At 64.9% G+C, this 22,172-nt stretch carries 21 protein-coding genes; 13 read left to right on the forward strand and 8 right to left on the reverse strand.

Annotated features, from left to right (window positions below; all coding sequences use genetic code 11):
• Nucleotides 1-179 precede the first annotated feature (179 nt).
• On the reverse strand, nt 180-1,052 hold the full coding sequence (gene serB / locus IC608_RS01815; protein WP_191772319.1) for a phosphoserine phosphatase SerB: 873 nt from the start codon (nt 1,050-1,052) through the stop codon (nt 180-182).
• 27 nt (nt 1,053-1,079) lie between these two features.
• Between serB and miaA the strand changes: the two genes are divergently transcribed.
• Nucleotides 1,080-1,961: a tRNA (adenosine(37)-N6)-dimethylallyltransferase MiaA gene (gene miaA / locus IC608_RS01820; RefSeq protein WP_191772320.1), complete on the forward strand. Its 882-nt coding sequence runs from the start codon at nt 1,080-1,082 to the stop codon at nt 1,959-1,961.
• On the opposite strand, the gene IC608_RS01825 is transcribed toward miaA, so the two are convergent.
• Complete coding sequence (locus tag IC608_RS01825) at nt 1,953-3,368, reverse strand: MATE family efflux transporter (protein ID WP_191772321.1); 1,416 nt, start codon at nt 3,366-3,368, stop codon at nt 1,953-1,955. The genes miaA and IC608_RS01825 overlap by 9 nt on opposite strands.
• A 75-nt stretch (nt 3,369-3,443) precedes the next feature.
• Here IC608_RS01825 and IC608_RS01830 point away from each other — a divergent pair, with 75 nt between their 5' ends.
• The 3 genes from IC608_RS01830 to IC608_RS01840 all read left to right on the forward strand — a co-directional run bounded on the left by IC608_RS01830 (nt 3,444) and on the right by IC608_RS01840 (nt 4,875).
• Nucleotides 3,444-3,803, forward strand: coding sequence for a DUF423 domain-containing protein (locus IC608_RS01830; protein ID WP_248306146.1), 360 nt, complete (start codon nt 3,444-3,446; stop codon nt 3,801-3,803).
• 79 nt (nt 3,804-3,882) lie between these two features.
• Complete coding sequence (locus IC608_RS01835; RefSeq protein WP_191772323.1) at nt 3,883-4,158, forward strand: hypothetical protein; 276 nt, start codon at nt 3,883-3,885, stop codon at nt 4,156-4,158.
• Between the two features lie 228 nt (nt 4,159-4,386).
• Nucleotides 4,387-4,875: an NUDIX hydrolase gene (locus tag IC608_RS01840; protein ID WP_191772324.1), complete on the forward strand. Its 489-nt coding sequence runs from the start codon at nt 4,387-4,389 to the stop codon at nt 4,873-4,875.
• On the opposite strand, the gene IC608_RS01845 is transcribed toward IC608_RS01840, so the two are convergent.
• Nucleotides 4,845-6,344, reverse strand: coding sequence for an inorganic phosphate transporter (locus IC608_RS01845; protein WP_191772325.1), 1,500 nt, complete (start codon nt 6,342-6,344; stop codon nt 4,845-4,847). The genes IC608_RS01840 and IC608_RS01845 overlap by 31 nt on opposite strands.
• A gap of 352 nt (nt 6,345-6,696) precedes the next feature.
• Here IC608_RS01845 and IC608_RS01850 point away from each other — a divergent pair, with 352 nt between their 5' ends.
• The 6 genes from IC608_RS01850 (at nt 6,697) to IC608_RS01875 (ending at nt 13,724) form a co-directional block, all read left to right on the forward strand.
• Nucleotides 6,697-8,466 carry an acetolactate synthase 3 large subunit gene (locus IC608_RS01850; RefSeq protein ID WP_191772326.1) on the forward strand — a complete coding sequence of 590 codons (1,770 nt, stop codon included), beginning with the start codon at nt 6,697-6,699 and terminating at the stop codon, nt 8,464-8,466.
• Complete coding sequence (locus tag IC608_RS01855) at nt 8,459-9,427, forward strand: hypothetical protein (RefSeq protein WP_191772327.1); 969 nt, start codon at nt 8,459-8,461, stop codon at nt 9,425-9,427. The genes IC608_RS01850 and IC608_RS01855 overlap by 8 nt, the downstream gene beginning before the upstream one ends.
• A gap of 4 nt (nt 9,428-9,431) precedes the next feature.
• Nucleotides 9,432-9,986: an acetolactate synthase small subunit gene (ilvN, locus tag IC608_RS01860; RefSeq protein WP_191772328.1), complete on the forward strand. Its 555-nt coding sequence runs from the start codon at nt 9,432-9,434 to the stop codon at nt 9,984-9,986.
• A 64-nt stretch (nt 9,987-10,050) separates the two neighbouring features.
• On the forward strand, nt 10,051-10,794 hold the full coding sequence (locus IC608_RS01865; RefSeq protein WP_428053967.1) for a pyridoxine 5'-phosphate synthase: 744 nt from the start codon (nt 10,051-10,053) through the stop codon (nt 10,792-10,794).
• 226 nt (nt 10,795-11,020) lie between these two features.
• Nucleotides 11,021-11,632 (forward strand): NADPH-dependent FMN reductase, encoded by a 612-nt coding sequence (locus tag IC608_RS01870; RefSeq protein WP_191772330.1) that lies wholly within the window; start codon nt 11,021-11,023, stop codon nt 11,630-11,632.
• A gap of 160 nt (nt 11,633-11,792) precedes the next feature.
• Complete coding sequence (locus IC608_RS01875; RefSeq protein ID WP_191772331.1) at nt 11,793-13,724, forward strand: potassium transporter Kup; 1,932 nt, start codon at nt 11,793-11,795, stop codon at nt 13,722-13,724.
• A gap of 34 nt (nt 13,725-13,758) precedes the next feature.
• On the opposite strand, the gene IC608_RS01880 is transcribed toward IC608_RS01875, so the two are convergent.
• The 5 genes from IC608_RS01880 to IC608_RS01900 all read right to left on the reverse strand — a co-directional run bounded on the left by IC608_RS01880 (nt 13,759) and on the right by IC608_RS01900 (nt 19,393).
• Nucleotides 13,759-14,190, reverse strand: a complete 432-nt coding sequence (locus tag IC608_RS01880) for a hypothetical protein (protein WP_191772332.1) — start codon at nt 14,188-14,190, stop codon at nt 13,759-13,761.
• Between the two features lie 92 nt (nt 14,191-14,282).
• Nucleotides 14,283-15,389: a phosphatase PAP2 family protein gene (locus IC608_RS01885; protein WP_191772333.1), complete on the reverse strand. Its 1,107-nt coding sequence runs from the start codon at nt 15,387-15,389 to the stop codon at nt 14,283-14,285.
• A 78-nt stretch (nt 15,390-15,467) separates the two neighbouring features.
• The gene (locus IC608_RS01890) at nt 15,468-16,592 is read right to left on the reverse strand and encodes an NADH:flavin oxidoreductase/NADH oxidase (protein WP_191772334.1); all 1,125 of its coding nucleotides are present in this window, start codon (nt 16,590-16,592) and stop codon (nt 15,468-15,470) included.
• Between the two features lie 156 nt (nt 16,593-16,748).
• Nucleotides 16,749-18,605, reverse strand: a complete 1,857-nt coding sequence (locus IC608_RS01895) for a pyrroloquinoline quinone-dependent dehydrogenase (protein WP_345890815.1) — start codon at nt 18,603-18,605, stop codon at nt 16,749-16,751.
• A gap of 437 nt (nt 18,606-19,042) precedes the next feature.
• Nucleotides 19,043-19,393, reverse strand: coding sequence for a hypothetical protein (locus IC608_RS01900; RefSeq protein WP_191772335.1), 351 nt, complete (start codon nt 19,391-19,393; stop codon nt 19,043-19,045).
• A 265-nt stretch (nt 19,394-19,658) separates the two neighbouring features.
• On the opposite strand from IC608_RS01900, the gene IC608_RS01905 reads away from it, so the two are divergent.
• The 3 genes from IC608_RS01905 to IC608_RS01915 are packed head-to-tail and all read left to right on the forward strand — an operon-like array spanning nt 19,659 to nt 22,113.
• Nucleotides 19,659-20,306 (forward strand): TetR/AcrR family transcriptional regulator C-terminal domain-containing protein, encoded by a 648-nt coding sequence (locus IC608_RS01905; protein WP_191772336.1) that lies wholly within the window; start codon nt 19,659-19,661, stop codon nt 20,304-20,306.
• Between the two features lie 26 nt (nt 20,307-20,332).
• A complete protein-coding gene (ilvC, locus tag IC608_RS01910) occupies nt 20,333-21,352 on the forward strand; it encodes a ketol-acid reductoisomerase (RefSeq protein WP_191772337.1) in 1,020 nt (339 codons plus the stop codon).
• 41 nt (nt 21,353-21,393) lie between these two features.
• A complete protein-coding gene (locus IC608_RS01915; protein WP_210316176.1) occupies nt 21,394-22,113 on the forward strand; it encodes a hypothetical protein in 720 nt (239 codons plus the stop codon).
• The last annotated feature ends 59 nt before the right edge of the window (nt 22,114-22,172 follow it).

The following is a 22,172-nucleotide window of genomic DNA, read 5'->3' on the forward strand; positions in this document are numbered from 1 at the left end:
AGAGGAAACGGACCCAGCCGATCTGACGTCGGCCCCGGCAACGACGGCCCCTGCAGCAAATGCGGAGCCTCAGGCAGCCCCGGCACCGGCTCAGTAACCAGCCACAGGGCATGAACGAAAAGGCCGGTGCGGTTCTCCGCATCGGCCTTTGTTTTTCCTGATGGAGGGTGCGGCGTTCTCTAGCGGACGAAATCGTCCTCGGCATAGCCTTGCAGATAGAGCAACGCCGTCAGGTCGCCGTGGTCGATCCGGATATCGGCCGCTGCAGCCACCGTCGGCTTGGCGTGCAGCGCCACCCCGAACCCGGCAATGCCGATCATGTCGAGGTCGTTGGCCCCATCACCCACCGCGATGGCGTCGTTGAGGTCCAGCCCCTTTTCATCGACCAGTTGCTCGAGCCGGGCCTTCTTGGTGTTCTTGTCGACGATCGGCTTCTGGACCGTCCCGGTCAGCCGCTCGCCCTCGAATTCCAGCACATTGGCGACCGCCTCGTCGAAGCCGATCCGCTTGGCGAAATAGTCGGCAAAGAAGGTGAACCCGCCCGAGACCAGCGAGGTATAGGCGCCATAGGCCTTCATGGTCTGCACCAGGGCCCGGCCGCCCGGCGCCAACGTGATGGCCTCGCGGCGGATTTCCTCGATGACGGAGCGCTCCAGCCCCTTGAGCAAGGCGACCCGCGTGTCCAGCGCCTCGGCGAAATCGAGCTCGCCCCGCATGGCCCGGTCGGTGATGTCGGCAACCTTGTCCTTGAGGTCGAGCGCGGCAGCCAGTTCATCGACGCATTCCTGCTCGATCATGGTGGAATCCATGTCGGCAATCAGCAGCCGCTTGCGGCGGCCTTCGCTGGGCACAAGGTTGGCATCCACACGCCGCTCGCCCACGATCTCGCGGGCCGTTTCGAGCGCATGCTCGTCCTTCGGTTCGAGGATTTCGCACGCGATGCCGTGGCTCAGCCAGTTGAGTTCGCCGCCGGTTTGCTGCACCACACTGGCGGCCAGGGCCGCGTCGAGTTCAGGGTCGGCGGGATTGGCGACGAGCACGAGGACGGGCATGGCGATGAGAACTCTCGGGGGAAACGGGTGAGCACCCAGAGGCGCGCGGTTCTGATAGCGGGTCCGACGGCAAGCGGCAAGTCGGCGCTGGCCCTGGAGCGCGCGCGCCGCACGCAGGGCGTCATCTTCAATGCTGATGCCATGCAAGTCTATGACACGCTTGCCCTTTTGACCGCCCGCCCCGGCGCAGACGATCTCACGGCCGCCGAGCATCGCCTCTACGGGTTCGTCCCCGCGTCGCTGCGGTTCTCGACCGGCGCGTGGTTGCGCGCCGTGGAGCGGGAACTGGCGGCCGTTGCACCCGACCAGGAGGTGATTTTCGTCGGTGGCACGGGACTTTACTTCGATGCGCTGACACAGGGATTCGCCGAGGTGCCGCCGATCGCCCCGGAGATCGTCGAGGCGGTCAGCCACGAGATTGCGGGGCTCGATCAGGCCGGCCGCATGGCTTTGCTGCAACGTGAGGACGCCGCGACGGCGGAGCGGATCGGCGTTGCGGACCCGCAGCGAGTCATCCGCGCCCTGGCCGTCAAACGCGCCACCGGACGGCCGCTCTCCGGCTTTCAGGACGAGCCGGTGCCGCCGCCTTTGCTCGAAGGCTGGCACGTGGAGCGGATGGTGCTGATGCCCGAGCGCCATGTCCTGCGCGAGCGCATCGCGCGGCGTTTCGCGACGATGATGGAGCAGGGGGCCGTCGTGGAGGTCGAGGCCCTGCGCGCGCTTGGTCTCGATCCGGGCCTGCCCGCAATGAAGGCCATCGGCGTGCCGGAAATTTCGGCCTGGCTCGACGGCCAGCTGTCGCGCGAGGAGGCGGTGGACCGCGCCGTGATCGCGACGCAGCAATATGCCAAGCGGCAGCGCACCTGGTTTCGCAACCGCTTCGGCGACTGGCCGGTGCGCTCAGCCTGACCGGCCGGGCGCCATCAGTCCCAGCCGTTCGCGCAGCGCAAATCGCGTGCTGAGCGCGACGGCGGCAAAGGCGAGCCCGGCGGCAAGGCCGGTCCAGATGCCCGTGCCACCCCAGCCGAGCTGGAAGCCAAGGAACCAGGATACCGGCAGGCCGACCAGCCAGTACCCGACAATGGCGATCAGCATCGGAATCTTGGTGTCGCTCAGCCCGCGCAGGGCATGGGCCGCCACCACCTGCGCCCCGTCGACGATCTGGAAGATGCCCGCAATACCGAGAAAACTTGCCGCCAGCGCCAGGGCGCGTGCATTTTCCGGTCGGGCCGGGTCCAGAAACAGCGTCACGATCAGCGGCGCCAGCGTCACGAAGGCGAGGCAGGTGAGGGCCATGAAGCCGGTGCCCAGGGCAAAGGCCGTCCAGCCCGCCCTGCCGATCCCCGCCCGGTCGCCCCGGCCATGGGCGACGCCGACCCGCACCGTGGCGGCGGTGCCCAGCCCGAGCGGCACCATGAAGGCCATCGACGCACATTGCAGCGCCACGGCATGGGCCGCGACTTCGGCCGTGCCGATGCGGCCCATCAGCAAGGCCGCAGCGGTAAAGAGGCCCACCTCTGCCAACACGGTCAGACCGATCGGCACGCCCATCCGCACGATGCCCATGAATCGCGGCCAGTCCGGCTTCCAGAAGCGGATCAGGATATGGAACCTGCGGAACCGGCGATGTGTGAGCACGAAGGCCAGAAGCGCGGCGAGCATCACGATATTGGTCAGCACGGTGGCAATCGCCGCTCCTCGCAGCTCAAGCCGCGGGAAGCCCAAGACGCCGAACATCAGGAGGTAATTGGCCGCGGCATTGACGAGAACACCCCCCACCGTGACCAGCAGGATGATGCGGGTCGTGTCGAAGGCCGAAAGAAATGAGCGAACGACGATGACGGCGAGGGCCGGGAACATCATCCAGGCACCGATCTGGATATATTCGTTCGCCCGCTCGGTGAGGATCGGGTCCTGGCCGAGCCAGCCGAACACGGTGCGGATCTGCAGGATGATCGGCACGAGGACAGCCGCCGCGACGATTGCGACCCAGAAGCCCTGGCGGACGATGCGTCGCACGGCCTTGATGTCGCGCGCGCCCCGAGCCTGCGCCGTTAGCGGAGCCACCGCTCCCACGATGCCGATGCCCAGGAGCAGCTGCGGCATCAGGAAGCTGGTTGCCAGTGTGCCGGCCGCGAGCGCTTCGGGCCCAAGCCAGCCCATCATGATCACGTCGGTCGTGGTCAGGGCGGTCTGGGCCAGTTGCGCGATGACGAGCGGCCAGGCCAGCACGAACATCGCCCTCAGTTCAGTGCGCCAGCTGCTCTCGGCAATGCGGGGTCGCGCGCTGGCATTTTGCGCCGTCTGATCACTCATTCTCGTCTTTCCTGCCTGGGCTCCATCCTCTAGTGCAAAGGCGGACGGCGCGGAAGCCGGGCAATGGAGCTTCTCATGCTGATGCGCCTCCTCGTGGGTTTGGCCGGGCTGATCGGTGCATGTGGCGTGGCCGCTGCGGCCGCGGCGTCCCATGCCGCTGAGAGCCGCAACCTTGCTGCCATCGCGGCGATCGCACTCGCCCACGGGCCGGCACTTCTGGCGATTGGGCTGGCTGGGCGCTCGCGGCCGCTGGCGCTGGCCGGGGCTTTGCTCGGATTGGGCACCGTGCTGTTCTGCGCCGATCTTGCCATGCGCGAGTTCGGGGGGCAGGCGCTTTTTCCGGGCGCTGCGCCGTTTGGCGGTGGCGCCATGATGCTCGGCTGGCTCGCCATCGCCGCGGCGGGCCTGCTCTCGCGGCCGGTCGGTTCAAAATAAATTAAACTATCCCTAACCGCTCGCGGAACTTTGTTCTGGAGCGTGCATTCTGGACTCCGAACATCTCTTGGAGGACCTCATGCACAAGATTCTGATCATCGCCGCAACCGCCCTGTCCATGGCCGCCTGCACCACCACCCAGCAGGGTGCGACCGTGGGTGCCATCGGTGGTGGCGTCATCGGTGCCGCCGCAACCGGCGGTAACGTTGTCGGCACGGCCGTTGGTGCTGGTATCGGCGCTGTTGCCGGCGCTGCAGCCGGCGATGTTCTGGGCCGTGTCCAGGGCAGCGACGACCGTTGCGTCTACGAGCGCCCGAACGGCACTCGCTACGTGGACACCTGCCCGCGCGGCTAAGGTCCCCAGCCGCAGCGCCCCCTGCGGCTCCGCGCCTTCGGGCGCAGGACACCCGATCGGTTTTCCGATCGGGTGTTTTTTCGTGCCGGTCCACGCGAGCCTGCCCATGGGGGCTTTCCCGGGCTGGTCAGGTGACATAGGAGCTGAGGGGCGGTCGTGATGGCAGAGCGCTGCTCGCCTTGAGGCGTCACGCGCGTGCGTCGCGCAGCCGGAACGGGGGAAGGACCTATGCTGCAAAACGTCCTGAAACACTGGAGCCCGCGGGTGGAAGTCCTTGGAGGACTTCGACAAAGCGGCGCCATACCCTATGCCATCATCGATGGCCGCATAGCGTTTCTCCTGGTCAGTTCCCGCAAATCCGGACGCTGGATCTTTCCCAAGGGGGGCGTCCCGGCGGGTCTGACGCCCTGGGACAGCGCGGCCAAGGAGGCTCTGGAGGAGGCTGGCGTTGCCGGCCGCATCGAGACCACGCCCCTCGGCAGCTACCGAACCAGCAGCAGCGCGCCGGGCTCCCCGGTAATCGATGTCGATCTCTTTCCGCTGCTGGTCGAGCAGCAGTTCGAGCACTGGCAGGAAGAGAATTTGCGCCTGCGCCACTGGGTGACGCTTTCGGACGCACGGCGCCTTCTGGCCGACCGGTCGCTGGCGCGGCTGGCGGCGCAGCTTCACGCCCGCCACGTGGCGTCTCACGCCACGAAAAGGTCCAGCGCGAAATAAAGCAGCGCCGAGAGCGCCGCCGAAGCCGGTACGGTCACCACCCAGGCGGCCGCGATTCCGAAAACCTGCTGGCGCCGCACCAGGAGGCGCCGCTCTGTCTTGCGGGCTCGTGACAGCGCCTCTTCGGGCGTGGCATTGAGCTGGCCGGCGTCGACGAACCGCGCATTGACCGGCACCGAACTGAACTCCATATCGCGCCGCGAGATGAATTCGCGCAGAAAGCCAACGCCAAACACCGCGCCCACGGCAATGTGCGTCGATGACACCGGCATGCCCAGGGCCGACGCGACCAGCACCGTCACGGCGGCCGAAAGCGCAGCGCAATAGGCGCGGATTTCGTTGAGCTTGGTGATCTGCTCGCCCACGGTGCGAATGAGGCGCGGGCCGAACAGCGCGAGCCCGAGCGAAATTCCCAGCGCACCGATCGCCATCACCCAGAAGGGCAGGGCGATGTCGGCCGCCTGGCTATGGCCGCTCCCCAGCGTGGTCACGACCGCGGCGAAGGGACCGACCGCATTAGCGACATCGTTGGCGCCATGAGCGAACGAGAGCAGCGCCGCCGACACGATCAGCGGTAGCCGGAACAGCGCCGCGACGTGCTTCTTGCGGTTTTCCATGCGCAGCGACTGCCGCCGGACAATGGGCATGGCCACGATCCACCCCAGGGCACCAAAGCCCAGGCCCAGCGCCAGCGTCACCACCGGCCCTGGTTTCCAGATCCGGCTGAGGCCCTTGGTGGCGAGGTACATGGCGAAGATGCCCGTCATGACGGCGACGAAAATCGGCACCCAGACGCGGGCCGCCGAGATTTTGTCGAGGCGCGTGGTGATTGTGCGGCGGATAACCGCCAGGAGGGCTGCCGCAAAGATGCCGCCCAGCACGGGCGAGAGCACCCAGCTCAGCGAGATGGTCAGCAGCACCGACCAGTTGGCGATCCCGAAGCCCGCAGCCGCCACCCCCGCGCCGACCACACCACCGACCACGGCGTGCGTCGTCGAAACGGGGGCGCCGATATAGGTCGCCAGGTTCACCCACAAGGCCGAAGCCAACAAGGCCGCCATCATCACCATGACAAAGGTCGTTCCAGTCATGTCGGTGGTGGTAAGGAGGTCGCGCGCCACGGTATTGACGACGTCGCCGCCCGCCAGCAACGCGCCCGAGGCCTCGAAGATTGCGGCGATCACCAGCGCGCCAACCATGGTGAGCGCCCGCGATCCGACGGCCGGGCCCATGTTGTTGGCCACGTCGTTGGCGCCGACATTGAGGGCCATATAGGCAGAGATGACCGCGCCGATGACGATGATGGTGGTCGAAGGGCCCTGGGCCACTGAGAGGCTAGCCCACACCGCGACGCCCAGCACGAAGACCAGGGCGAGGCCGGGCGCGGCCAGCTTGCGGGACAGGTCCGAACCAGCGGCGTTGAGGCCGGAGACGCGTTTGAGATCCTTGTCGAGCGCGGTTTTGCTCATGTCACCATGCTGTCGAATGGGCAGTCGCAGGCGGCTTTAGCATTTGCTGGCCATGCTGCCACCCCCAAACCTGTGCCGCGCGGCGATCCACGACGGCTTGGGCAAGGCTTGACACCCTCGCCGCAATGTTTCTATCTAGGTTCCGAATTGTCTTGGAGTGGTCCAGTGCGGGCACGAATTCTCGTAGTAGGCAGGCGCATCGGCACCGTGGGGTAATACCCCGCGCGATAGCTGGTGCGCCGAACACAGGTCCCAAACGGGGCCTTTTTTATTGCCTTTTTTCCTGTTGCGGAAAATCGGCGGGTGACGACAAGTCCGCAATGCGGGCACGAGACTTAGGGAAGGGCTGACAATGGCCGAGAAGATGACCGGCGCGGAAATGGTGATCCAGGCGCTCACCGACCAGGGGATCGAGCATATCTTCGGCTACCCCGGTGGCGCGGCACTGCCGATCTACGACGCAATGTTCCAGCAGGATTTCGTCAAGCACATCCTGGTGCGGCACGAGCAGGGCGCCACGCACATGGCCGAAGGCTATGCCCGCTCCACCGGCAAGGCGGGCGTGGTGCTCGTGACGTCCGGTCCCGGCGCTACCAATGCCGTCACCGGCCTTACCGACGCGCTGCTCGATTCCATCCCGCTCGTCTGCATCACGGCGCAGGTCCCCACGACGCTGATCGGCACCGACGCCTTCCAGGAGTGCGACACCGTCGGCATCACCCGCAGCTGCACCAAGCACAATTACCTGGTCAAGGACATCGCCGAACTGCCGCGCATCATGCACGAGGCGTTCCGCATCGCCACCACCGGCCGGCCCGGCCCGGTGGTCGTGGACATTCCCAAGGACGTTCAGTTCGCGGTGGGCGACTACTACCGCCCCGACGATGCCAGCCTGCGTCACCAATCCTATCGCCCGCAGGTCGATGGCGACGCCAAGGCCATCGAGGCGGCGGTCGATCTCATGCTCAAGGCCGAGCGGCCGATCTTCTATACCGGTGGCGGCGTCATCAATGCCGGCCCCGAGGCCTCGGAAAACCTGCGCGAGCTGGCCGAGCTCACCGGCTTTCCGGTCACCTCCACCCTCATGGGCCTTGGCGCCTTCCCCGCGTCCAATCCGCAGTGGATGGGCATGCTGGGCATGCACGGCACCTACGAAGCCAACATGGCGATGCATGACTGTGACGTCATGATCAACATCGGCGCGCGGTTCGACGACCGCATCACCGGCCGTGTCGATGCGTTCTCGCCCAACAGCACAAAAATCCACATCGACATCGATCCGTCCTCGATCAACAAGATCGTGCGCGTCGACCTGCCGATCGTCGGCGACTGCAACCGCGTGCTCGAGGAGATGATCCGCGTCTGGCGCAGCCGCACCAACCAGCCGCGCACCGAGGCGATCGCGCCGTGGTGGGCGGAAATCCAGAAGTGGCGCAGCGTCAATTCGCTGGGCTTCAAGAACTCGGATACCGTGATCAAGCCGCAATGGGCCATCCAGCGGCTCTACGAGGCCACGCGCAAGCAGTCCAAGGACGTCTACATCACCACCGAAGTGGGCCAGCACCAGATGTGGGCGGCCCAGCACTTCCACTTCGACAAGCCCAATCACTGGATGACGTCGGGCGGCCTGGGCACGATGGGCTATGGCCTGCCGGCCGCCGTGGGCGTGCAGGTTGCGCACCCCGACGCCCTCGTCATCGACATCGCCGGCGAAGCCTCGGTGCAGATGACCATGCAGGAGCTCTCGACGGCAGTGCAGTATCGGCTGCCCATCAAGGTGTTCATCCTCAACAACGAGCGCATGGGCATGGTCCGCCAGTGGCAGGACCTGCTGCACGGCTCGCGCTACGCCCATTCCTACTCGGAATCGCTGCCCGACTTCGTCAAGCTGGCCGAGGCCTATGGGGCCAAGGGCATCAAGTGCGACACGCCGGCCGAGCTCGACGCGGCCATTGCCGACATGCTCGCCTATGATGGCCCGGTGCTGTTCGACGTGCTGGTGGAACGGGACGAGAACTGCCTGCCCATGATCCCGTCGGGCAAGCCGCACAACGAAATCATTCTGCCCGATACTGCCGGTATCGGCGACATCATCGACGAGAAGGGGAAGATGCTTGTCTAGCCACTGGATCAGAAAGACCGCTGCCGCACTCTTGCTGGGCGCGGCCATGCTCTCGCCCGTCCTGGCGCAGGAGGCCCAGCAAATCCCCAACACCAGCGTCGCCCTGCCGGCGCCGGAGGGCTACGCGTTTGCCCAGGGCATCGGTGGCGCCGCTGTTTCGGGCTTCATCAACGAAGACACCCAGGGCATCATCACCGTCGGCCAGTTCGATCCGGCAACCTACGAGGCCGTGGCCGAGGGCATGGGCTCGGTGGAGAGCGCCAACGAGCTCTTCGCCAGCCAGAACATCACGGCCGACAGCATTTCGAGCGTCGAGAGCAAGGCCGGTCCGGTGCTGCTTCTGCATGGCACGCAGGACATCGGCGACGGAACCACAGCCGAAAAGTGGATTGCCCTGCTCAAAATCCCGGAAACGGGCGATGGCGCCTTCCTCGAAATGACCACGTCCGAAGGCGAGTTCGACGCGGCCGGGGTGCAGGCGGTGCTCGACACCGTCGCATTCACCGCAGCGCCCAGCCTGGCCGACCAGCTCGGCGCGCTGCCCTTCGCCGCCGAGGCGAGCGACCCGTTCGTCACCTTCGGCGTCAACGATGGCACCCTCATCATGCTGGCCCCCGGTCGGACCAGCGAGAGCGGCGCCGTCCCCACAATTCTGGTCGATGGCCACCCGAACGTCTCGGACATGCCGCCCCTGCAGCAGGCGGCAGAAGATCTGGTTAGCGGCCTCTTCAGCGACGTCACCATCGCCAGCAGTCAAGCAACGAGCTTTGCGGGCGCCGATGGCTGGATGGTGACCGGCACCGGCACCGACGAGCGGGATGGCCCCGTCAGCTTTGCCGAATGGTTCGCCCCGGTGGGCAGCGGTTACGTCCGCATGGCCGCCTATGCCGACAAGGCAATCTTCGACGACCTGTCCGACACGGCCGCGGCCATCGCCAAGACCGTCACCTGGAAAGAGTGATCCCATGAACGCCCATTTGCAGCCCACCGGCTCCGCCTACTTCCTGACCCAGGAAACCCAGCAGATCGAGCGCCACACGCTGTCCGTGCTGGTCGACAACGAACCGGGCATCCTCGCCCGCGTCGTAGGTCTGTTCTCGGCGCGCGGCTACAACATCGAAAGCCTGACAGTCAGCGAGACCGAACACGGCCGGCGACTTAGCCGCATCACCGTCGTCGTCACCGCCACGCCGCGCGTGCTGGTGCAGATCAAGCTGCAGCTCGAGCGCCTCGTGCCGGTCCACCGCGTGCATGACCTGACGGCGGAAGGCTCTGCCATCGAGCGCGAACTGGCGCTGATCAAGGTGGCCGGCACCGGCGAGCATCGCGGCGAAACGCTGCGCCTCGCCGACGCCTTCCGCGCCCACATCGTGGACGCGACGGTCGAAAGCTTCGTCTTCGAGGTCACCGGCAAGCCCGACAAGATCGACAGCTTCATCGCGCTCATGCAGCCGCTGGGGCTGGTCGAAGTGGTCCGCACGGGTCTGGCTGCCATTTCGCGGGGCAAGGAAAGCCTCTGACCGCTTGGGCACGGACAGCGATGGTGTATAGGTCAGGGACCGCTCAAGAATGCGAGTCCCGCCTGTGACCCTCCTGTCCGTGAACCTCAATGCCGTCGCCCAGTTGCGCAATCGTCGGAACCTGCCCTGGCCGAGCGTCATGGGCATCGCCAGGGTCGTTCTCGACGCCGGGGCGAGCGGCATTACCGTCCATCCACGCCCCGACGAGCGGCACATCCGGCGCACGGACGTGTTCGAGCTGGCCGAGCTGTTGCGCCGCGACTACCCCGACCGGGAATTCAACATTGAGGGCTATCCCAGCGACGACTTCCTGGCGCTCATTGAAGCCGTCCAACCGCAGCAGGTGACGCTGGTCCCCGACGATCCGGCGCAAGCCACCTCCGATCACGGCTGGGATTTTGTGGGGCAGGGAGCGTTGCTGCGCCAGGTCATCGGCCGGCTCAAGACACCCGGCCGGCGTATCTCGCTGTTCTGTGACCCTGACGCTGGCGAGGCGGGCGTTGCGGCAGCGCGAGACACCGGCACCGACCGGATCGAATTGTTCACCGGTCCCTATGGCGCCTGCTTTGACGACGAAGCGGCCGCCAGGCGCGAGTTGGAGAAGCTGGCGGACACCACCCGCGCGGCACGGGGCGCGGGCGTGGGGGTGAACGCCGGGCACGATCTCACCCTTGCCAACCTGCCCGCATTCCAGCGCGCCGTTCCCGGCATTGCGGAAGTGTCCATCGGACATGGCCTCACGTCAGACGCCCTGTTGCTCGGCTTTGCCGAAGCCACCCGCCGCTACCGCGCCGTTCTCGAGAGCTAGATCGTTTCGGCTAAGCGAACACTGCGTTGACCAGGCTGTAGTCAAAGCATCGTGCTGGGTCTCTGCCGGAACCATCCAAAGCCAGAAACATTGGAGCCACCGATACTTACATCGGTGATACTGGGTCATTCGCGTGTGCCCGGGAGACATGGTCGTGCCTTCTTGAGATCGAGCGGCATAGGCACATATATCGCCTCAGTTACGATTTGTTACCAAGGAGGCTTCAATGTCCAAGCTCAAGATCGGCGTCGTCATTTCGTCCACCCGCGAGACCCGTTTCGGGGAAAAGCCCGCCCAGTGGATTCTCGACAAGGCCAATGAGCGCCCCGAGATCGACGCGGAAATTCTCGACCTGCGCGACTTCGACCTGCCCTTCTTCAACGAGGCTGCCTCCAACCTGTGGATGCCCTCGAGCGACGAGCGCGCTGTTGCCTGGCAGAAGAAGGTCGGCGAGTTCGACGGCTTCATCTTCGTCGTTGCCGAATACAACCGGTCCATTACCGGTGCCCTCAAGAACGCGCTGGATCAGGCCTACCTCGAGTGGAACCGCAAGCCCTTCGGCATCGTGGGCTACGGCACCGTAGGCGCTGCCCGCGCTGCGGAACACCTGCGGGGCATCGGCGTGGAACTGCAGATGGTCTCCACCCGCTCGGCCGTTCACATCGGCGGCAGCGACTTCTTCGCCGTCCACCCGCTCGGCCAGCAGAACAAGCCGTTCAGCGCCATCGAAGGTTCGATCGGATCGTCGGCCAAGGACATGCTGGACCAGCTGATCTGGTGGGGCGAAGCCACCAAGGCAGCCCGCGAAGAGGACGTTGTGGCGGAAGCTGCGGAATAAGAACGACCAGACCTCCAAGTCTCGTTCACTACAAGGGGCCGCTCCGAAAGGGGCGGCTCTCTTTGGTTTCTTGAACCATTAGGAGGGGCGGAGTGTTGTGTGTGCTGGGTGGCGGGTGTATAGCGGCGCCCGCCTTGTAACAGCGAGATCGCTTCCGCTCATGACGCAAACGAGCACGTCCGGCTCCACCGCCGGAACCGTCGCGACTGAACAGGCCGAGCATTCCGGGCACAATCTCCCCGTACTCGTTCTCGGTGCCCTGGGCGTGGTTTTCGGCGATATCGGCACCAGCCCGCTCTATGCCTTCCGCGAAGCGATGCACGCGGCCAGCCATGGCGGCAACGTCATCCCGTCGCATGACGAAGTGCTGGGTCTGCTGTCCCTGATCGTCTGGGCCCTGACGCTGATCGTTACCGTCAAATATGTCAGCTTCGTGCTGCGGACAGACAACAATGGCGAGGGCGGCACGCTGTCGCTGATGTCGCTGGCGCGCAATGCTGTGGCCGGCAGGGCCCGCAATGTGGTTCTGGCGCTGGGTCTGGTTGGCTCCGCGCTCTTTTTCGGCGATGCAATCATCACCCCGGCCATCTCGGTACTGTCCGCCGTCGAGGGTCTTCAGGTGGTCCAGCCGAGCCTGACGCCCTGGATCGTGCCGATCACGGTCCTCATCATCATCGCCCTGTTCTTCGTCCAGCGTTTCGGCACCGGGCGGGTGGCAACGGTCTTCGGCCCGGTCACGCTTGTGTGGTTCCTGACCTTGGGCGTGTCGGGCTTTCAGCACATTTTTGAGGCGCCGCAGGTGTTCCTGGCCCTCAATCCGCTCTACGGGCTCGCCTTCGTCATCAACCACCTTGATATCTCTCTGGTGGTGCTTGGCGCCGTGTTCCTGGCGGTAACGGGGGCGGAAGCGCTTTATGTCGACCTCGGGCACTTCGGCCGCCGACCGATCATCATGGGCTGGCTGCTCGTCGTCTTCCCCTGCCTGCTGCTCAACTATTTCGGACAGGGCGCCTACATCCTCTCCCATCCGCTTTCGGCGGATAACCCCTTCTTCCTGATGCAGCCGGAATGGGCGCGCATTCCCATCGTCATCCTCGCCACCATGGCTACCGTGATCGCCAGCCAGGCGGTGATCTCGGGCGCCTACTCGCTGGCGCGGCAGGCGATGCACCTCAACCTGCTTCCGCGTCTCAATGTTCTGCACACCTCCGAGACGCAGCACGGGCAGATCTACATGCCGCAGGTCAACACGCTGCTGTTCTTTGCGGTGATTCTCCTGGTCATCGGCTTCCGCTCCTCGAGTGGCCTCTCCGCCGCCTACGGCATTGCCGTGACGGGCGAGATGCTGGTGACGGCTATCCTCCTTTTCATCGTCATGCGCCGCATCTGGCGCTGGACAGCGGCCGCTGCGCTGGCGGTGGTCATTCCCCTCGGGCTTATCGACCTCGGCTTCTTCATCGCCAACCTCGCCAAGTTCGTGCAGGGCGGCTGGGTCCCGACAGTGGTCGCGTCCATGCTGATCCTCATCATGACGAGCTGGCTGGCGGGGCGCGCGCGGCTTGCCGAGAAAACCCGCCGGGACGAGGTGCCGCTCGAGTTTCTTGTCGAGAACCTCTCCAGGAAGAAGCCGACCGTCGTTCCCGGCACCGCGATCTTCCTCACCAGCGATGTCGAAGGCGCGCCAACCGCGCTGCTGCACAGCCTCAAGCACTACAAGGTGCTGCACGAACAGAACGTCATCCTGACGGTGCGCACCTCCGCCTCACCGCGCGTGCCCGACGACGAGAAGGTGACGATCGACGCCTATAACGAGCTGTTCTTCCGGGTCATCGTGACCTTCGGCTACATGGAAGCGCCCAATATTCCGAAGGCCCTGGCCCTGGCGCGCAAGCTGGGCTGGAAGTTCGACATCATGTCGACGTCGTTCTTCCTCTCCCGCCGCTCCCTCAAGCCCTCGGCGAAGGCGAACCTCTTCCGCTTCTGGCAGGACAGGTTGTTCATGCGGCTCGCCCGCAATGCGAGCGACGCCACGGAGTACTTCCACATTCCAACCGGCCGGGTGGTCGAGATTGGTACGCAAGTGGTCCTTTAGTGGACCGAGAAACGGCCAATTTCCCTGATGCTACTTAGTCCTTGGGAATATCGGGGCAGAGATACGGAACCGTCGCCGGAGCGAAGTGCTGCTCCTGCACCTCACTGCCGAGCTTGAGCGAGAGGACCAGTTCGCTGTCGGTCAGCGAAGCGATGTCGGCATTGATGGTGATGCCGTCTTCGTCCCAGGAGATGGCGGTGTCGCTCACCTGTTCCCAGCGCGAGAGGCGATAGGTTTCCCAGCAGCTATCGGTCACCAGCGTCCCGTCGGGCAGGAAGATCTGCATGCTGCCCGGCATGCCGGAGCTGTCGTCGGTGCGCACCCACACCTTGTTGACTAGAAGATCATCGCTCGCTGCTTCCTCGTCAGCGGCGACGTCCTGGTCCTCGGCAGAGGCGGGCAGGGTGGTGCAGGTGCCCACGCCCCACATAGTCAGAAGGGCAAAGACCGCGGCCTTGGTGTCCATTATTTTCTCCTCGTCCTGCAGACATGGGCCTAGAATCCCAGCCGCACAAGTGGAGCGCCAGCATCAGGGCGAAATTTGGTTCGAGACATGACTTAAAGGCTGGATGCGCTGTGTGCCTGTTCGGCGGGCGCCATGGCCGAGCGAGCCCAGCGGATCAGCAGCGGTGCCGCCCGATACAGCCAGTAGAGGGCGGTCGTCACCACGATCGAGACATAGCCGTCGATGGCATAGTGCCAGCCCAGATACACCGAGCTCATGGCGACGAAGGCGACATAAACCCACATGATGAGCCCGACCCGGCGTGAGGCTTCCCCTGCAAAAAGCGCGTTGAGCGTAATGAGGGCAACGTGGACGGAGGGGAAGGCGGAGATGCCCGACCCGATCCCCGGCTGGCCGGATGAGTAGAGGCTCCAGAGGTAGTCCTGGAAGCCGCGCACCGAGTACAGCGTGCCCGCCGTGCTCGAGAGAAAATCCACTTGCCCGGCAAACCGCGCCGTATCACCCGTCACCTGGCCGTAGAAGGCCGGCCCCGCCGACAGCCAGGCGCCGGCCATGATCGTTCCGATCAGGGTCCAGATCGACATCCACGTCAGCAGGTAGCGGTTGCGGATACGATCGGCCCGGGGCGACGTCGCGACCCAGAAAAGGGTGAAATAGCAGACGACGAACCACAGGACGTTGTAGTTGAATTCGATGGCCTGCAGCACCAGCCTGTGTTCGGCCACTGAGTAGAGCAACCGCCAGGGCGCCACACCGAAATGAAGCGCCTCGTCGATGTCGGCCTGGACCGCGTCGAACAGGAAGCCGTGCGCCAGCGGAAAGCTCGCCTTGACCGAGGAAAACATGCTGGTGAACAGCAGCATGGCGGTGAGCAACAGCACCACACCCGCAGCAAGCCGGCCGATGCGCCGTGGTGAGGCGACCCTTAGGTAACCAAGGCGGCGCCGACGCTTCAGGCGCAGCGTCACGCCGACGATCGAAATCACCAGCGCCGCATAGGGGCCCAGCAGTCCGAAGTTGATGCTCCACTGCCAGAAATAGGCCTTGAGCGTGCCGAAGGCGGAGAGACCGAGGCCCGAAAGATAGAGGAAGCCCCACGCCACATAGGCCAAAGCGAAGGCATAGATGGGCCAGTCCGCGCGGATCGCCCTCAGCGTCGCCGTCGCATACCCTTCTTTGACGAGCGGTGAAGCGTCCATCGGGCCCTCCTGGAGGGTCCGATAGTGTAGTGTGAGGCTTTAAGGCGAGGTTATCTGCAGAGCGAGCCAGCGGTCCATTCAGGCCGGCAGGCGGCCCAGCACCCGATCGCGTTCCTTGACGCGCCGCGCCTGGACAGGCCAGGTCGAATAGTCTGAGCTCCCCAGTTCGCGCATCGCATGAAGCGGCCAGTTCGGATCATCGAGCGCGCCGCGTGCCAAGGCGATGAAGTCCGCTTCGCCGTTCTCCAGCACCGCTTCGGCCGCAGCTGCGTCGCCCAACAGGCCAACGGCCATCGTGGGGATATCCGCGCCCTTCTTGACTGCACTGGCAAACGGCACCTGATAGGCGGCCGTGGAGGTGATGCGGCCCTCGTCGAACCCGCCGCTGGAGCAGTCGATGGCATCGACGCCGCGCGCCTTGAGCTCCCGGGCCAGCGCCACGCTGTCCTCGACCTGCCATCCGCCTGGCGCATTGTCGCTCACCGAAAGACGCGCCAGCAGCGGCTTGTGCGCCGGCCACACGGCTCGCACCGCCTCGGCGACCTCGAGCACGAGCCGCATCCGGTTCTCCCGGCTGCCGCCATATTGATCGGTCCGCTTGTTGGCCAGCGGCGAGAGGAATTGGTTGAGCAGGTAGCCATGTGCCGCGTGAATTTCGACGGTGTCAAAACCCGCCTTTTCTGCCCGCTGGGCCGCCGCGACGAACCCATCGATCACGCGCCGGATACCCGCCTCGTCGAGGGCCTCCGGCGTCTGGAAATCCGGGTTCGAGGAATGCGCCACTGCACTCGGCGCGACCGGCTTCCAATGCTCGTACCCTACGGCGTTGCGCTGCTCCTCGGTGGCGAGCTTGTCCGGCGTGTTCCAGCTCACGGGCGTCGAAGCCTTGCGGCCGGCATGGGCCAGTTGGATGCCGGCAGCGGCACCCTGGCTGTGGATGAAGTCGACGATGCGGGCGAGCGGCGCGATGTGCTCGTCCTTCCACAGGCCCAAATCGCCATAGGAAATCCGCCCCTCCGGCACCACGCCGGTGGCTTCAAGTATGACAAGCCCGAAGCCGCCCATCGCAAAGCGCCCCAGATGCACGAAGTGCCAGTCGTTCACGAAGCCGTCGATCGCAGAATATTGGCACATGGGCGCCACCACGGTGCGGTTGCGCAGCGTGAGGTCGCGCAGCGTGATGGGAGAAAAGAGCTTGGTCATCAATTGGGAATCCGTGCGAGGGGCGTCGGTCAGCACTCATCGGCACTTACCGATGGAGCGATGTCTAGATCGACGCTCCATCGCCTGATGTCAAGACAAGGGCCGGCGTAAAAAGAACGGCCGGAGACTCCGGCCGTTCTGTCGTCCCGTGAGAGACTAGTCCTTTTCGGGCAAGGCGTAGGCCACCACCTGGTCGGATACCTGATCCTTGAGGATGGTGTTGCCGCCGGCAACGAAGACCACGTATTCGCGCCCCTTGTATTCATAGACTGCAGGGTTGGCGACGGCCGGTGCAGCCACGATGTCCGACCAGAGCTCCTTCCCATCGGCCATGGAATAGGCACGGACCTTGGAGTCCATCGAGGCGCCAATGAAGATGACGCCACCGGCGGTGACCGCGGGGCCGCCCAGTGTCACCGAGCCCATGTCCTCGGGCATGTAGAAGCCCCACTTCTGCGAGGCCCCGATCGGCCGCCGCCACTTGAAGTTGCCGGTCTTCATGTCGACGGCCACCAGTTCGCCAAAGGGCGGTTCCCAGCAGGGCATGCCCAGCCAGTTCGTGGCATTCAGCAGCCGCATGCCATAGGGAGCGCCCTCCTGCGGAGCAAAACCCTGCTCGTTGCCCGAGCCACTCGCCACCTGCTCATACTCGTCGCGCGGATAGAGCTTGATGTACTGGACCACGTGCGAGACGTTGACGATGGCGGTCTGGCTCACCGGATCATAAGCCACGCCACCCCACTGCACGCCTCCGGCAGAGTCCGGATAGGCAAGGACGCCTTCACCCTTGGTTGTGGGTGGGCTGTACATGCCGTCGTAAGAAAGATTGTCCCACAGCCGGGAGCATTCGCCGAAGCTCACCGCGTCGGCGACGCCCCAGATCTTCGGCTTTTCGTCCTGGTCCAGCAGGGGCAGGGGCTTTGTCGGGAAGGGCTGGGTCTTGGCATAGACCTCGCCCTCGATTGTCCCGTCGCCTTGTGGGACAGGCCGCTCTTCGATCGGCCAGACGTCTTCCCCTGTCTTGCGGTTCACAACGAACAGGAACCCCATCTTGGTCGCCTGCATCAGCGCCGGGATCGTCTTTCCGTCCACCTCGATGTCCATCAGGGTCGGCGCCGAGTTGGTGTCATAGTCCCAGATGTCGTGGTGCACCCACTGCCGCGACCACACCACTTCGCCGGTTTCCACGTTGAGCGCGGTGGTGGAAGTGGCCAGCGGAATGGATTCTGTCCGGTTCCCGCCCCAGTAGTTTGGGGAGGGGCTGGAGACGGGAAGGTACACCAGGCCCAGCCCCTCGTCGGCCGACATTCCCGTCCAGACATTGGCGGTGCCTGTCCGCGGCGCGATCTCGGGCGGCAGCGCGTTGAACTGCCACTGACGCTCCCCAGTCTGCGGATCGACGGAGAAGACGGTACCCGGAGGCGCTTCGGCATAGGCCCAGTCCTTGCCGGCCCAGCCCATGATGACATGGTTGCCCACTACCGTCGGCGGCTGCAGCAACGAAAGCGGATACTTGCTGTTGACGTCGTTCCACTGGTTGACGTTCAGCACCCCGTTGTCGGCAAAATCCTTGCACAGCTCACCGGTATCGGCGTCCATCGCGAACAACTGGGCATCCATTGTGCCGAGATAGATGATCTTCTGGCAGGGCTCTCCAGCAACCGGGTTCTCGGCTTGCCAATAGGCAACGCCCCGGTTCTTGAGGGCCGGCTGGGTCATGGCTTCGAGCGTCGAGTTCGAGTCGAACGTCCATTTGATCTCCCCGGTCCCCGGGTCCATGGCGATGACCCGGTAAAAGGGCGTGCCGAGATAGAGCGTGTCGTTCGCGAACACCGGCGTGGCGGACCAGACCGATGTTGGCAGGTCGCCAGAGCCGTCCGACACATCGCCCGTATGGACTTCCCAGGCCTTCGTCAGCTCATCCACATTGTCGGCGTTGATCTGGTCGAGGGGTGAGTATTTTTGCGCGTTGAGCTGGCCGTGGAACGTGTTCCAGGTCGGCTCGGGTGGCACCAAAGGGATGTCCTTCGGTTCGGGCAGCGCGCTTGTCTCACCCCCCTCGGCTCCGGCATTCGGGCTTGTGTCGGTGTCCGCACCCTGTGCGGCTCCGGCGGTGGCGGGCTGTTGATCCTCTTGTGCGGAAGCGGGGGCCGCCGGTTGCTCTGTCGCGGGCGGCTGCTCGCTGCGGGCCTCCGGTGCAAGAGGTGCGGCTGATTCTGCCCCGGCTTCCGGTGCAGGTGTCTCTGCCGAAGGGGTTGGCTGTGTTTCACCCGCCGTTGCCGGCGCTGCATCCGTTTCGGGGGCTGGCTGCGTCGATGGCGCCTGTGCGGGAGAGATCGTCCCGGGTGTCGTTGACGTCTGGGCCAGCACCGGCGTTATTCCCAGCGCGCTTGCAAGGGCGAGTGCAGATAGGGCGCTGCGGCTGCGCAAAATCATGGTGAGCCTCCAGTTCAGGACTTGCGGGTAAGGACGAGGCTGACGACGAGCCCGATAACGACGATGGCGATGGCGAGCATCAGCCACCAGGCATGGAGGAACCAGCCGGCGACAAGCGTGCCGATCGCACCCAGCAGGCCAAGGACCCAGAGCAGGCCAAAGAGGAACCCCCGGGGCGCAAACCAGAGGATCACGCCGTCGATGAGCAGCAGGAGGCTCGAAACGATGACCAGCAGCGTTCCGGGCGCGCCGGTGATGCCGGTGAGCGGCATGAAGTAGTAGTAAAGGGCAACCGCCAGGCCGATTGCTGCGGCGATCGCTACGATCGCCGGACCGGCAGGTTGGGGACGAGCAAACGTGGACAAGATGCCTCCTCGATTTCTTGTGGCGGCGCATCCAAGCCGGTGTGCCGTCGAGCTGGACAATGGTGGGCTTGTGTGGTCGGAATGCACCATCGCAAAGCCCAGTTCCGCCCGCCTCTTCCCAATCTGGTGAGCATCCTTTCCAGCGCCGGGTGCAAACGCTGCTGCAGGACGCGCAACAATTCGCTTGCCTGCAACCGTACCGTACGGTACGCCATCCGAACGAAAAGACGCCGATACGTTCGGCCGCGGAGAGGGAGCAGAGGCTGTGGCGCTGGCCATCAAAGTCAACGAGGAGACGTTCACCCCGCGTCAGCAGGCTGTGCTGACCGCGGCGCTGGACCTTCTCGTCGAGAACGGCGATGGGTTGACCATGACGGCCGTGGCGCGGCGCGCTTCCTGTTCGAAGGAAACCCTCTACAAATGGTTCGGGGACCGGGACGGACTCCTGACGGCGACGGTACAGTGGCAGGCCGCCAAGGTGCGGATGCCCTATGTCGACCGCACCCACCTGAACATCAAGGCCCTGCGCACGAGCCTCGAGCAGTTTGCGCGCGACCTGCTGATGACGCTGATCGGCGAGGTGTCGATTACCCTCAACCGCACAGCCATTACCCACGCGGCCCAGGAAAAGGACGACCTCGGCAACATCGTCCTCGAAAACGGTCCGCTCGCGATCCGGCGCCGCCTCAAGCCCATCCTCGAGGCCGCTCGCGACGCGCGCCTGCTGCGCTTCAGCTCCAGCGAAGACGCCTATCGCACCTTTTTCGGCCTTGTCGTGCGCGACGTGCAGATCCGCCTGCTGCTCGGCGACAAGGCTCTGACCCAGTCCAACGTGGAGGCGAACGTCGAAGCCGACGTCAAGACCGCGACCGACCAGTTCCTGGCCCTCTATGGGGCCAAGGCCAATCCATAACATTCGCAGAATTCAGGGAGTGCCCCATGCGCGTCTACTACGATCGTGATGCCGATCTCAACATCATCAAATCCAAGAAGGTCGCCATCATCGGCTACGGCTCGCAGGGCCATGCCCATGTGCTGAACCTGCGCGACAGCGGCGTCACCAATGTGGCCGTGGGCCTGCGTCCCGGCTCCGCCTCGGCCAAGAAGGCCGAGGGCGAAGGCCTCAAGGTGATGAGCGTGGCTGAAGCCGCTGCCTGGGCCGACGTCATCATGCTGCTCACGCCCGACGAGCTGCAGGCCGACATCTACAAGGAGCACATCGAGCCCAACATCCGCGACGGCGCCGCGCTGGCCTTCGCGCACGGCCTCAACGTGCACTTCAACCTGATCGAGCCCAAGTCCACCGTTGACGTGATCATGATCGCGCCCAAGGGCCCGGGCCACACCGTGCGCGGCGAGTACCAGAAGGGTGGCGGCGTGCCGTGCCTGATCGCCGTGCACCACGATGCGTCCGGCAATGCCCATGACATTGCGCTGGCCTATGCCTCGGGCGTCGGCGGCGGCCGCTCGGGCGTCATCGAGACCAATTTCCGCGAGGAATGCGAAACCGATCTTTTCGGCGAGCAGGCCGTGCTCTGCGGCGGCCTCGTGGAACTGATCCGGGCTGGCTTCGAGACGCTAGTGGAAGCCGGCTACGCCCCCGAAATGGCCTATTTCGAGTGCCTGCACGAAGTGAAGCTGATCGTCGACCTGATCTACCAGGGCGGCATCGCCAACATGAACTACTCCATCTCCAATACGGCTGAATGGGGCGAATACGTCACCGGCCCGCGCATCATCACCTCGGAAACCAAGGCCGAAATGAAGCGCGTGTTGCACGACATCCAGTCGGGCCGCTTCACCAGCGAGTGGATGCAGGAGATCAAGTCGGGCGGCGCCCGCTTCAAGGCCACCCGCCGCCTCGCCGACGAGCACCAGATCGAGGAAGTCGGCGGCAAGCTGCGCGACATGATGCCCTGGATCAAGGCCGGTGCACTGGTCGACAAGGCCAAGAACTAAGCGATCAGAGGGCGGGGGCTGCGGCCCCCCGTTTCCTTTCCATGCGCGATTGCGTCGTCTCGATAACCGATGTCGATATCCGCCTGGCACCGGGCCCGTGGCCAATGCCGCAGGCGCTGCGCGCAAGTGTGCCGGAGCGGTGGGCCGCCATGCGTGCCGCCAATCCGCATCTGTGGGAAGGCCGCATCCTCAGCGTCGCCGGCGTCGAAGTTGACGAGCAGGCTGTCCTGCGCGGCACGGCGCTGGAGGATGCCTACTCCGCCTTCCTCACCTGGCGCGAAGCCGGCTTTCCGGACATCGGCCTGCGCAACCTCTTCGGCTCCGCGCTGATCCTGACGTCAGACGGCTTCCTGCTGCTGGGCAAGATGGGCGGCCACACGGCTAATGCTGGCCGCGTCTATCCGCCTGGCGGCTCGCTTGAGCCGCGCGACGTGCAATCCAATGGCGCGGTCGATGTGTTCGGCAGTATTGCGCTCGAGATCACGGAAGAGACCGGCCTCACGATCGATGAGGCCCGGTTGGGGCAGCGCGTGGCAATCTTTGATGGGCCGCGCATTTCGGTCGGCCAGGCGCTGCACTTCGCCGAGGACCGCCATACCCTGGTGGCCCGCATCCGGCGGACACTCGATGCGCAGGAGCATCGGGAACTGGATGACGTCGTGCCCGTCAGGACGGTGGCAGACGCGGAAGCTGCTGGTGAAGTGCCTCCCTATGTCCGTCTACTTCTCGACGCGTTGTCTTCAGGTCGTCTCGTCCTCTAGCTCATAGACTTCCCAAACCCGCCCGTTCTGCTACGCTGCTGCTTGCGTTCACAGTCTTT

Origin of the sequence: Devosia oryzisoli (assembly GCF_014837245.1) — a bacterium.
Lineage (GTDB): Bacteria > Pseudomonadota > Alphaproteobacteria > Rhizobiales > Devosiaceae > Devosia > Devosia oryzisoli.

Excerpts from the sequence above, each read along its gene's own strand:
- IC608_RS01880 (WP_191772332.1), bottom strand. The coding sequence starts at position 14,190 with ATGGACACCAAGGCCGCGGTCTTTGCCCTTCTGACTATGTGGGGCGTG.
- IC608_RS01885 (WP_191772333.1), bottom strand. The coding sequence starts at position 15,389 with ATGGACGCTTCACCGCTCGTCAAAGAAGGGTATGCGACGGCGACGCTG.
- IC608_RS01840 (WP_191772324.1), top strand. The coding sequence starts at position 4,387 with ATGCTGCAAAACGTCCTGAAACACTGGAGCCCGCGGGTGGAAGTCCTT.
- ilvN (WP_191772328.1), top strand. The coding sequence starts at position 9,432 with ATGAACGCCCATTTGCAGCCCACCGGCTCCGCCTACTTCCTGACCCAG.
- IC608_RS01830 (WP_248306146.1), top strand. The coding sequence starts at position 3,444 with ATGCTGATGCGCCTCCTCGTGGGTTTGGCCGGGCTGATCGGTGCATGT.
- IC608_RS01875 (WP_191772331.1), top strand. The coding sequence starts at position 11,793 with ATGACGCAAACGAGCACGTCCGGCTCCACCGCCGGAACCGTCGCGACT.
- IC608_RS01845 (WP_191772325.1), bottom strand. The coding sequence starts at position 6,344 with ATGAGCAAAACCGCGCTCGACAAGGATCTCAAACGCGTCTCCGGCCTC.
- IC608_RS01825 (WP_191772321.1), bottom strand. The coding sequence starts at position 3,368 with ATGAGTGATCAGACGGCGCAAAATGCCAGCGCGCGACCCCGCATTGCC.
- ilvC (WP_191772337.1), top strand. The coding sequence starts at position 20,333 with ATGCGCGTCTACTACGATCGTGATGCCGATCTCAACATCATCAAATCC.
- IC608_RS01870 (WP_191772330.1), top strand. The coding sequence starts at position 11,021 with ATGTCCAAGCTCAAGATCGGCGTCGTCATTTCGTCCACCCGCGAGACC.
- IC608_RS01890 (WP_191772334.1), bottom strand. The coding sequence starts at position 16,592 with ATGACCAAGCTCTTTTCTCCCATCACGCTGCGCGACCTCACGCTGCGC.
- serB (WP_191772319.1), bottom strand. The coding sequence starts at position 1,052 with ATGCCCGTCCTCGTGCTCGTCGCCAATCCCGCCGACCCTGAACTCGAC.
- IC608_RS01915 (WP_210316176.1), top strand. The coding sequence starts at position 21,394 with ATGCGCGATTGCGTCGTCTCGATAACCGATGTCGATATCCGCCTGGCA.
- IC608_RS01850 (WP_191772326.1), top strand. The coding sequence starts at position 6,697 with ATGGCCGAGAAGATGACCGGCGCGGAAATGGTGATCCAGGCGCTCACC.
- IC608_RS01835 (WP_191772323.1), top strand. The coding sequence starts at position 3,883 with ATGCACAAGATTCTGATCATCGCCGCAACCGCCCTGTCCATGGCCGCC.